This is a genomic window from Francisella noatunensis subsp. noatunensis, assembly GCF_009823375.1.
GTDB classification, from domain to species: Bacteria; Pseudomonadota; Gammaproteobacteria; order Francisellales; family Francisellaceae; genus Francisella; species Francisella noatunensis.
This window is the reverse complement of the sequence record NZ_WBSX01000058.1, coordinates 1-10,902: the sequence shown is the minus strand read 5'-3', so window position 1 is coordinate 10,902 and position 10,902 is coordinate 1. Positions and strand designations below refer to the sequence as shown.

The following is a 10,902-nucleotide window of genomic DNA, read 5'->3' as shown; positions in this document are numbered from 1 at the left end:
CAATATCTATTTGAAAGAGTTAAGTGCTTTGGCATTTTTTAGTTCCTTATCGTTTATTTTAGTTTCGTCAAAACCTAATAAACTATATTTGGAACTCTCTTTCAACTATTTAAAACTTTCAGAATACAATCTAGCATATCTAAATTCATAACTCTAACCGAACAGACTTTATTATGGAGTGGGTCAATTAGTGGTGTTATATATAATGTATATTGGATACCTCAGATATATAAGAATTTTCGACAAAAGCAAGCTGAAGGGTTTAGTATTTTCTACTTAGGACTTTCAGTGCTTAGTCTTATGTGTGATATAAATAGTGCTATATTTTTAGGCTGGCCTATGGTATCAATAATAGTCTCTAGTTGTCTATTTATTTTGGTATCTATACAAATTATTCAATATTTCTATTATAAGGGAATGCTTTCAAAGCAAATATTAAATACTTCTATAAACTAGAGTTATAGAACACCACGTGTTTTATGTTAAAATTAGTGACTAGTGTTTTTAGAGAAAGTTGAAGTATGAAAAAAATTATTAAATCTTTGGTGTGTATATTAGCTTTAAGTGCTTGCTCTTTAGTATTTGCACTGGATAATACCTCAGAAACATATACAGCTTATTCAATTGGTGATGCACTGGGTAAAGCTTCACATAAAAGCTTTAATGCTATGAATCAAGAAATTATTAAGAAAGACTTTATCTTGGGGTTTGATGATACTATTTTAGATCATAAACCTGATATAAATAAAATCTCCGATAAAGACTCCTATGAAGTCGGAATGATTATTGCAACTCAATACAAATCAAAATTAAAAAAAATGGTTGCCATAAACAAACCAAATTGTGAAGAGTTTATTAAAGGTTTTAATGATGGTGCTAATAGTAAAGATAAGTCTTTAACCTCAGAAGATAAAGAGATATTAAAACATTTTAGAATCTCAAGAGATGATGACAACTAGATAATATCAAGTAAATATGGTTGATAAATATATTCTGCTACTTTATTCTTAAGTCTAACTAACCAAAAGTCTTAAAAATTATAAATAAAATGCAAAGCTTAAAAGATATTCAAAACTTGATTAAACAAGATATTGAAAATAATAATCAATTTATAATTAATTCACTTTCATCAAAAGTGGTTCTTATTAATCAAATTAGTCACTATATCATAAATAGTGGCGGCAAAAGACTTAGACCTTTGTTAGTAATGCTATTTTCTAGAGCTTTAAATTATACTGGTAATGATCATCTAGCATGTGCTGCAATTATAGAGTTTATTCATACAGCAACTCTATTACATGATGATGTAGTTGATGACTCACACTTACGTCGAGGCAAAGAGACAGCTAATAATGTTTTTGGTAATGCTGCGAGTGTACTAACTGGAGATTTTTTGTACTCTAGGGCTTTTCAAATGATGGTGAGTTTAGATAATATGCAAATTATGCAAATATTAGCTGATGCTACTAATAAAATATCTGAAGGTGAAGTACTTCAATTATTAAACGCTAGAAATATTGAGTTGTCAGAGGAAGATTATACTAATGTGATATATTGTAAAACTGCTAAACTATTTGAAGCAGCATGTGAGTTAGCCGGAGTAATTAGTCTTGATAAACATATCTATAGTAAATTTCAAAATAGTATTAAAAACTATGGTGTTTACTTAGGAAATGCATTTCAGATAGCTGATGATGTATTAGATTATGTTTCCGATGCAGAAAGTCTTGGTAAAAATATTGGTGATGATCTTAATGAAGGCAAAATGACGCTACCAACAATTTATGCACTAGCAAATACCTCAAGTGTTGAACAAAAGAAAATAAAAGATACCATTGAAAAAGGGCAATATGACATAAATGAAATTATCAATATTGTTAAAAGTAGTGGTGCAGTGGAATACTCTTATCAAGTTGCATGTCAATATGCTGATAGAGCAAAAGAATCAATAGATTTCTTACCAGAATCAGAATATAAACAAGCTATGATATTATTATGTGATTTAGCTGTGAAAAGAAAAAACTAGAATATATTTAATTATTTAAAATCTTTAAGTGTAATTTCAAAAGCTAATGCTTGGTTAGGCCCTATTGTAGCAGGAGCTCTAGTACCATATGCTTTATTTGGAGCACAGTATAGTATAAATGTAGAGCCATTAGGTATTTTAGGGATTGCATCCTTCCAACATTCTATCAGATTTCTAAGAGGGAAAGTAGCACTCTCACTCGAATCAAAGCTTGGTCCGATAAGTTTAGCTTCTTTTACATCATTAAGCTTAGATTTATCATCTTCATACGCTATTACAGGAGTAGTCCCTTTATAAGCAATAGTTACTGTGCTATCTATAGAAGCTTTTTTACCATCACCTTGTTTAATCATTTGATAGTAAACACCGTCATTTACTTCAACAGTATTATCCATTTTAGCAATTTGTGACATGAATTCATCTGATTTAACTTTATTTAGCTTAGCTATATCTAACTGCTTTTTAATCATCCTATCTTTTAGAGTTTCCATATTTCTTCTAATCTGACTTTCAGAAATTCTAGGCTTATCACCATTGATAGCATCAGCAAAACCTGCGATTGTCTGTTTGTCATATAGTCCAAAATCTTGTCTAGCGATTCCAGACCCAACTTGATATCCGACTACGTAACTAGCATCAGAGCCCATTTTTAAACTGTTATTAACAGCTGAATCGTTTGTTTGTGCTTGTGTTGTAGTACTTCGACTAGCTGTAGTATTAGCTATAGTTTGAGTTTTAGCATCGTTAGTTGTTTCTTTGGTAGAGCATGAGCTTATTGTTAGTCCTAGAACAGTGCATGACATTATTGCTACTATTTTTTTTAGTTTCATCTTATCTCCTTATTTATCTTTGAATATCATTTTTGGTGATATTAAAAAAATCAAAAAGCTCTTTATCTAACATTTGAGATGGAGAAATATTTGATAGAGCTTTGAATATAACATTCTTTCTTTCAGGATTATTACTCTCCCATCTGTTAAACATATCTTTTATGAATACTCTTTGCAAATTATCTTGTGAACCACATAGATTACAAGGTATTATCGGGAAGTTCTTTAATTGAGAGTATTCTAATGTTTCTTTTTCACTCACGAAAGCAAGAGGACGAATTACAATATTACGTTTATCATCGCTTAATAGCTTTGCGGGCATCGCCTTGATAGAACCATTATAAAAGAGATTTAAAAAAAATGTCTCTATAATATCATCACGATGGTGCCCTAAAGCAATTTTGGTAATATTATTTTCCTCAGCAAAATCGTATAGAATACCACGTCTCATTCTCGAGCATAGTCCACATGTTGTTTTACCATCAGGTATCACTCTTTTGACAACACTATAAGTATCTCTTTCAATAATATGAAATTCGATATTTTTAGTTTTAAGATAATTAGGTAAAACTTCTTCAGGAAAACCTGGTTGTTTTTGATCTAGATTCACAGCTACAATATCAAATTTTATAGGGGCTTTTTGTTGAAGAAGAAGTAGCATCTCAAGTAGACAATATGAGTCTTTACCTCCAGACAGGCAAACCATTATTTTATTGCCATCTTCAATCATGTTATATTGATTTATAGCTTGAGCAGTTTTTCTTAGAATTTGTTTTTCTAATTTTTTTAAAGATTGTTTATTTATTTCAGTCATTTTTTTCTAAAATCATTTTTTTTAGTTCATTAGGTATTTTTTGTAACCTATGTGTTTTTGGATTGTAACAAGCAAGTTTTGCACTTGCTTTTGTAATAACTTGTTCATCACCTACTAGACGTATTTCATACTCAAACTCAAGACTTGCAGCACCAATTTTTGCTATATATTGTGTTACCTCAATTTTATTGGGGTGTAACAACGGTAGTATATATTTACAAGTTTGTTCGGTAATTACTAGTTGGATTGAGTTTTGTGTGGCCCAAGACATTAGCCCAGTATTTTGATAAGCCCACGTTGTACGGGCTTCTTCAAAATAATTAAAGTAGGTACTGTTATTTACATGCCCATATTTATCAGCGTCAGCAAAACGAATATTAACAATATGTTTAAATATATTTGATTTCATTATTTACCTTTAGAAAATATAAGAAAGTAGATGTTTTCGAGGGACTTCACAATTTTGTAGTTGTACAGCATATTTTTGAGCAACATCTGCAGTTTTACGTGCATAGTTCTTTAAAAACGAATTATTTCTGTGACTACCTCTTTTATATCTACCAATACCCTCATGATATGCAAGATATAGGTCATAAGCATTTGATTTGCTTATACCTGTTTTGTTATGAACATTGTTTAAATACCAACCTATAAAATCTACAGCATCAGCATAATCAGATCTTGAGACAAAAGATTGTTTAGTTTCTTTTTTATAGTGATCCCATGTGCCATCTAGAGCCTGTGCATAACCATAAGCGCTTGATGCTCTGCCTTTTGGAATAAATCCAAAATAATATTGCATAGAAGGTTGAGCATCAGCTCTAAAAGATGATTCCTGTCGTACAAATGCCATCTGTATATTCAGAGGTATTCCCCAGCGGTCATAAGAATCGATCATATCATAATACCAGTCTGGATATTGATGAATTATGCTACAAGCATTATTGATATTTTTTGGAGGCTCCGTTGAACATGATCCTAATATCACTATGGCTATTGTTAATGATAATAGTTTAAGTATTTTTTTCATTATAAATTCCTATAAAAAACATCTACAACTTTATCTTGGAATCTACGTGCATTATAACGATCAGAGTGTTTAAGATCATTGAGCATAATAGAAAATGATATACGATGGTTCTTAGCTGTTAAGACATATCCAGATAGTGTTGATACTCCTGATAAAGTACCTGTTTTTGCATGAACTCTACCTAGTAATTTACCACCCATTCTGTATGATATTGTACCACTTATTCCAGATGCTGGAAGGTAGTTATAGAACTGTTTACCAACTTCACTATTGTAAGTTTTGGTCAAAAAATCCACCATAAATTCTGGTGTAACTCTATCAAGATGTGATAGCCCAGACCCATCATACATAGTCAAAGCAGAGGTATCTAAGCCTAATTTTTTATATAATATACTTTGGACAGCTTCTGTACCTGCTTTAGTTGAGCCAATTCCTTTTTCTTTTAAGCCAATTGTATTTAGTATAGTCTCTGCATACAAATTATCAGAATGCTTAAGTGCTTGATCAAAAAAATGACCTATAGTTGCTGATTTGGTGACTAGTTGTGTATCATAACCAGCTGGGATGTTACTAGTAGTAATTACATTGCCATGTTTTATCCCATTTGAACTTAAGAAGTCGTTAACTGTATCGACTGTTTTAAGAGCAGGATTCTTAATTGCAAGTTTAAACATTTTTTCAGCAGTCCTTGATAAGTAGCTACTGATATATAAGACATTATTATCATTCATTGATATTATGGTTGCTTCTGAGGCACTAGTGTATGTTGCTGAATTTTTTATACCAATATTGCTAGCATTACTTAATTCAACAACTCTAGTTGTCATGCTATTTGGGTTTTTAACCAATTTTATAACTGTGCAATTTCTATTTAATGTAAAACTAGAAGCTGGGGTACCATAACATAATGTACTATCTTCTTTTGACCAACCTTCTGGAGTATAAGGATCTGAGAATACTCCAACAAGATACACATCTTCGGTTATTTTGGATATTCCCTTTTCTGTTTTAATTTTTTTGATTAGTGAGCTTAACTGTCCTCCCATAAGTGCTGGATTACCAGTAAATTTAATATACATATCTCCATGCAGAACATGATTATTTACTCTATTGGATGGATATAAAATTGTAGTAGTAAATCTAAAATCATCAGGAATTGAGAGTAATCCAGAGACAATAGTGAATACCTTATTATTACTTGCCGGTTTCATAGACCTATTTTGAGAATAAGAATATAAATCATTGCCTGTCATAGTTCTTTGAGTAGCTATAGCAATTTTGGCATCTGTTAAATTATATTTTTTTACTAAAGACTGAATTTCACTTTGGGTAGATGCGTAAGAAGCATTTAAACTAATTATAAATATAGATAGAGCTACTAGGAGCTTACTTCCTTTTCTCAAAGCGATAAACCTGTGTTGTAAGTTTCTAAAATTCTTAACTTGGGATAATAGCATTTTATAAAATATAAATATAGTAGGATACGATACAATAGTAGGTAAGGTTTTATGTCTAAGTCATTTGTTATAAGGTATCTTGCATTTATAATGTTATGTGATACAATTGTAGCCTATAATTTTGTTACAGGACTTATAAAGTTCTGGTTTGTTGGATTTATTAAACTGGCATTTAAGTGAGGTGAGAGGGTATGCCAAGCGTTAGAATTAAAGAAAGAGAACCTTTTGATGTTGCTCTTAGAAGATTCAAAAGATCTTGTGAGAAGGCTGGAATAGTATCTGAACTACGTCGTAGAGAGTACTTTGAAAAGCCAACTTGGGCACGTAAAAGAAAGAAAGCTGCCGCGGTTAAAAGAGCTTACAAAAGCAATATAATCACTAGAAGGTAGTAAATCATTTAATTCACCGTTGAGAGTTTAACTCTCCCTTTCACTAGGAATTCTTTTTTAAAATGTCACAGATTTTTGATCAATTGACTCTTGATATGAAAGAGTCAATGAAAAATAAAGATAAAAATAGATTAGCTACTATTCGTATGGCTATGTCTGCTATTAAGCAAAAGCAAATTGATGAGAAGGTTGAGATAACAGATGAAGTTGCTATAGCCGTAATAACAAAAATGATTAAGCAAAGACAAGATTCTTTTACTCAATATATGCAAGCCGATAGAGCCGAGCTTGCAGAAGGTGAGAAAAAAGAAATTGAGATCTTAACTAAATATATGCCTAAACAACTAAGTGATGAAGAAGTTGTAACTATAGTTCAAAAAGCAATAGAATCTGTGGGTGCTACATCTATGAAAGAGATGGGTAAGATAATGGCAAGTGTTAAGAAAGAGCTTGCTGGTAGAACAGATATGAGTAAAGTTAGTGCTATAGTAAAATCAAGCTTAGCTTAAGTTCTAGATTTAATCAGTATGGCAAAAAAGATTTCTAATAACTTTATAAAAGAGCTTGTTGCAAATGTTGATATTGCTGATGTCGTGTCTAGATATGTTAATCTAACTAAATCTGGAAAAAATTATAAAGCTTGTTGCCCGTTTCATAATGAGAAAACACCTTCATTCTTTGTTAATTCACAAAAGAGGTTATTTCATTGCTTTGGTTGTCATGAGTCTGGTGATGCCTTAACCTTTGTAAAGAAAATTAATAATTTAGATTTCGTTGAGGCTGTTAAAACTCTTGCTGAAATTGTAGGCAAACCAGTTGAGTATGAAAATTATTCTCAGGAAGATTTACATAAAGAACAGCTATTTAACAAGTGTATTGGCTTTTTAACAATTGCCCAAAAATATTACCGTTGGAATCTTGGTAATTCCGCTTCAAAGGAAAAGGCTGTTGGCTACCTTAAAAAAAGAGGAATTGATAGTGATTTAGCTAAAGTTTTTGGTATTGGATACTCCTCAGAAGGTTGGAATAATGTTACTCAATTAGCTAAATCCGTAAATGTATCAGAAGATATATTAATTGATACAGGACTTGCAATAAAAAATGATAAAGGGAATGTTTATGATCGCTTTCGTAATAGAATAATGTTCCCAATTAGAAATATTCAAGGTAATGTAATTGGCTATGGGGGCAGAGTAATACATGATTCAGATGGTGTTAAATATATAAATTCTCCTGAGACTATAGTTTTTCAGAAAAATAATATTTTATACGGGCTTTATGAATATAGAGAAAAGAAAAAACAATATCCTGACTTGGCAAATCAAAGTCTTATTGTTGTAGAAGGATATATGGATGTTATTGGCTTAGCAAAATATGGCTTCTATTCTGCTGTGGCTACATTAGGAACGGCTTTCTCTCAGAATCATGCAAAAATATTATTTCGTGAAAGTAATTCTATTGTTTTATGTTTCGATGGAGATAGTGCTGGTCAAAAAGCAGTTGTTAGAACTATTAAAATAATTCTTCCTATTTTAGATGGAAATAAAAAGCTTAGGATACTTACCTTAGAACATGGTAAAGATCCAGATGATTATATTAAAGAATATGGATTAGACAATTTCACTAATTCATTAAAGAAGTCTCAGTTTGTTTTAGATTTTATAATAAACTACATTATAAATAATAAAGATGTTTCTAAAGCTGAATGCAAATCAGAAATAGTAGAAAACTTAAAAGAATTTTTGATAGATATTGATAAAAACATTTATACAGAGAGTCTCATTTCAACAGTTGCTGAGAAAATAAATATTAATACTAATCAAATAAAAAAAATACTCAAATTAGGAAAGCAGAAGTCTAATATAGTTAATTTAGATATTGATAATTATAAATATAGACAAAAAAGACTCTCAAAAAGTATATTGCTTGAGGAAGTGATATTAGCTGAAATTTTTGTCAATATTGCTGATTTTCGTATGCTATTAAAAGAAAATGACTTTGAAATATTTGCTACTTCAAAAAATCTTGATATTCTTGTTAAAAGCTTGAAAATTCTTAAAGAAGACTCATCTAACGAAATAGAAGCTGTAATATTAATACAGCTGTTGGCAGAGGACTATCCTGACTATAGAGAGTATTTTTTTGAGTTATTAAGTCAAGGCATTAGTAAAGCTAGAAAAAAATCTGATGGCGAGCAATATTGTGATCAGATCTTAAAAGATTTGAAGAGAATTGAAGCTAATAGTGTAAAAGAACAGCTTAATTATTTAGGGTCTTTACCTTTTAGAACAGATGTTCAAGAGATGGAACGTAAGTATTTAGTAGCAAAATTAAGTAATAAAATATAAAAAAATCTATTGGAGTATGAGTAGATGACAAGAGAAGATTTATTTTCTGATCTGAAAGATCTTATGGTTGATGGTAAAGAAAGAGGTTATTTGACCAGAGCAGATATTTTAGATGCATTGCCAGGAGATTTATCAGAAGATCCAAAAAAATATGAGGAAATTGAAGCTATCCTTATAGATGCAGGTATTGATGTATATGATAGAACTCCTGAATCAGATGAAGATGATGATGAAAGAAAAGTAAGTGAAGCTAACTTAGATGATTTAAAGGGTAAAACATCTGATCCCATTCGTATGTACATGCGTGAAATGGGAGTAGTCGACCTTTTAGATAAAAAAGGTGAGACTGATATTGCTATTAGAATTGAAGAGGGCACTACTGAGGTTTTTAGCACTATTTTGAGTTATCCAATAGTTGTTAAGACATATATTGAACGTTTTCGTGAGTTAGGAGAGAAGGCTGTTGACTATATGACTTCTCAAGATATCGAAGATGAGCCTGTTGCTAAGTATATCCGCTTTAATGAAATTATGGCTGGATTTAGCGATGAGCAAGTAACTGAAGAAAAAGTTGCAGAAGATGATCATGATGAAAAGATTGATACTCAAAGAGCATATGATTTTTTTGTAAATCTTGAGAAAATGTTTGAAGAATATCAAGAAAAGCCAAATAAGAAACTTTATAGTAAAATAGTTAAAGAATTTGAGTGTTTGAGGTTATCTACATCTCACTTACAGAAATTAGTTGACTATATTAGGCTTCCTTATGCAAGGGTTAAGGAGTTTGAGCGAAAAATTCTTAGATTATGTGTGGAAAGGTCAAAGACTCCTCGCCAAGAGTTTATAAAAGTGTATGAAATAGGCTCTATTGAGTGGCTACCATCTTTGACTAAAAAATATAAATTTACAGATAATACTGTCAAAGAAATTCATAACTTGACAAAGCAAATTAATCAATTTCAGAATTTGATGATGATAAAAATTGAAGAGCTTAAGAAAGTTAATGTTGAAATTTCTAAGAGTGAAGCAAAAATTACTCAAGCTAAAAAGGAAATGATTGAAGCAAATTTGAGACTAGTTGTTTCTGAGGCTAAAAAATATACTAATAGAGGATTACATTTCTTAGATATTATTCAAGAAGGTAATATCGGATTGATGAAAGCTGTAGATAAATTCGATTATCGTAAAGGTTTTAAGTTTTCAACTTATGCAACTTGGTGGATTCGTCAGGCTATTACTCGATCAATCGCGGATCAAGCAAGAACGATTCGTGTACCAGTACATATGATTGAAACTATAAATAAGGTTAATAGAATTAAGCGTCAAATTCTTCAAGAAAAAGGTCGTGAGGCTACGGAAGAAGAGATTATTGAGTATACTCCTAATATGACTAAGGATAAGCTTAAGAAAATTCTTAATATATCTCATACTCCAATTTCTATGGAAAGCCCAATTGGTGATGATGAAGACTCTACAGTTGGTGATTTTATTGAAGATAAAAATAATTATTCTCCAATAGAGGCCGCAAATTTAGAGAACTTAAGAGAAGCAATTAAGGAGCTTATTGATACTGGTTTAACTGAGAGAGAAGCAAAGGTATTGATGATGCGCTTTGGTATTGGTATGAACACAGATCATACTTTAGAAGAAGTTGGTAAGCAGTTTAATGTTACTAGAGAACGTATTAGACAGATTGAAGCAAAAGCTCTTAGAAAGCTTAAGCATCCATCTAGATCAGCATTTTTGAAGACATTTTTATAATCTTTATAGTAAGCAAAATTTATTTTTCAAAATAGCTATGGATCAGCAAAGAATACTTTGATGCCAGTCTTGCTAGTTAGCTTCTTATGTTTAGCAAACTCTTTACCATTATCAAATGTAGCTGTTAATATTTTATGACCATTAGATACTTTGTACAATATTCTATTGATTGAATTAGCTGTTCTATCTATAGACTTGGCTAAAATAGTAAATCTGCTAGCTCTATCGACCATTGTTACAATAGCAC

Annotated in this window: 11 protein-coding genes and 2 pseudogenes; 7 read left to right on the top strand and 6 right to left on the bottom strand. The window is 30.9% G+C overall.

What is annotated here, in order from left to right; genetic code table 11:
• Nucleotides 1-144: 144 nt before the first annotated feature.
• The 3 genes and pseudogenes from F8C69_RS05995 to F8C69_RS05985 all read left to right on the top strand — a co-directional run.
• A pseudogene (locus F8C69_RS05995) lies at nucleotides 145-456 on the top strand (PQ-loop repeat-containing protein); the annotation flags it as partial.
• Nucleotides 457-521: 65 nt separating this feature from the next.
• Nucleotides 522-959: a hypothetical protein gene (locus tag F8C69_RS05990; protein ID WP_159184560.1), complete on the top strand. Its 438-nt coding sequence runs from the start codon at nucleotides 522-524 to the stop codon at nucleotides 957-959.
• A gap of 89 nt (nucleotides 960-1,048) precedes the next feature.
• Nucleotides 1,049-2,026, top strand: a complete 978-nt coding sequence (locus F8C69_RS05985) for a polyprenyl synthetase family protein (protein WP_159184559.1) — start codon at nucleotides 1,049-1,051, stop codon at nucleotides 2,024-2,026.
• An 11-nt stretch (nucleotides 2,027-2,037) separates the two neighbouring features.
• On the opposite strand, the gene F8C69_RS05980 is transcribed toward F8C69_RS05985, so the two are convergent.
• Genes F8C69_RS05980 through dacB form a run of 5 tightly spaced genes read right to left on the bottom strand, consistent with a single transcriptional unit; the run spans nucleotide 2,038 to nucleotide 6,103 of the window.
• Nucleotides 2,038-2,856 carry an FKBP-type peptidyl-prolyl cis-trans isomerase N-terminal domain-containing protein gene (locus F8C69_RS05980; RefSeq protein WP_159184558.1) on the bottom strand — a complete coding sequence of 273 codons (819 nt, stop codon included), beginning with the start codon at nucleotides 2,854-2,856 and terminating at the stop codon, nucleotides 2,038-2,040.
• A gap of 13 nt (nucleotides 2,857-2,869) precedes the next feature.
• Nucleotides 2,870-3,670, bottom strand: a complete 801-nt coding sequence (gene ttcA / locus F8C69_RS05975; RefSeq protein WP_159184557.1) for a tRNA 2-thiocytidine(32) synthetase TtcA — start codon at nucleotides 3,668-3,670, stop codon at nucleotides 2,870-2,872.
• Nucleotides 3,663-4,079: an acyl-CoA thioesterase gene (locus tag F8C69_RS05970; protein ID WP_159184556.1), complete on the bottom strand. Its 417-nt coding sequence runs from the start codon at nucleotides 4,077-4,079 to the stop codon at nucleotides 3,663-3,665. The genes ttcA and F8C69_RS05970 overlap by 8 nt, the downstream gene beginning before the upstream one ends.
• A gap of 9 nt (nucleotides 4,080-4,088) precedes the next feature.
• The gene (locus F8C69_RS05965; protein ID WP_159184555.1) at nucleotides 4,089-4,700 is read right to left on the bottom strand and encodes a transglycosylase SLT domain-containing protein; all 612 of its coding nucleotides are present in this window, start codon (nucleotides 4,698-4,700) and stop codon (nucleotides 4,089-4,091) included.
• Nucleotides 4,700-6,103 carry a D-alanyl-D-alanine carboxypeptidase/D-alanyl-D-alanine endopeptidase gene (dacB, locus tag F8C69_RS05960; protein ID WP_159184554.1) on the bottom strand — a complete coding sequence of 468 codons (1,404 nt, stop codon included), beginning with the start codon at nucleotides 6,101-6,103 and terminating at the stop codon, nucleotides 4,700-4,702. Before dacB ends, F8C69_RS05965 begins: the two co-directional genes overlap by 1 nt.
• A gap of 245 nt (nucleotides 6,104-6,348) precedes the next feature.
• Here dacB and rpsU point away from each other — a divergent pair, with 245 nt between their 5' ends.
• The 4 genes from rpsU to rpoD all read left to right on the top strand — a co-directional run bounded on the left by rpsU (nucleotide 6,349) and on the right by rpoD (nucleotide 10,655).
• Nucleotides 6,349-6,546, top strand: coding sequence for a 30S ribosomal protein S21 (gene rpsU, locus F8C69_RS05955; protein WP_159184553.1), 198 nt, complete (start codon nucleotides 6,349-6,351; stop codon nucleotides 6,544-6,546).
• Nucleotides 6,547-6,608: 62 nt separating this feature from the next.
• A complete protein-coding gene (locus F8C69_RS05950) occupies nucleotides 6,609-7,055 on the top strand; it encodes a GatB/YqeY domain-containing protein (RefSeq protein ID WP_159184552.1) in 447 nt (148 codons plus the stop codon).
• Between the two features lie 18 nt (nucleotides 7,056-7,073).
• Nucleotides 7,074-8,894 carry a DNA primase gene (gene dnaG / locus F8C69_RS05945; RefSeq protein WP_159184551.1) on the top strand — a complete coding sequence of 607 codons (1,821 nt, stop codon included), beginning with the start codon at nucleotides 7,074-7,076 and terminating at the stop codon, nucleotides 8,892-8,894.
• Between the two features lie 24 nt (nucleotides 8,895-8,918).
• Nucleotides 8,919-10,655 carry an RNA polymerase sigma factor RpoD gene (rpoD, locus tag F8C69_RS05940; RefSeq protein ID WP_159184550.1) on the top strand — a complete coding sequence of 579 codons (1,737 nt, stop codon included), beginning with the start codon at nucleotides 8,919-8,921 and terminating at the stop codon, nucleotides 10,653-10,655.
• 41 nt (nucleotides 10,656-10,696) lie between these two features.
• Here the strand turns inward: rpoD and F8C69_RS05935 are convergent.
• A pseudogene (locus F8C69_RS05935) lies at nucleotides 10,697-10,902 on the bottom strand (IS30 family transposase); the annotation flags it as partial.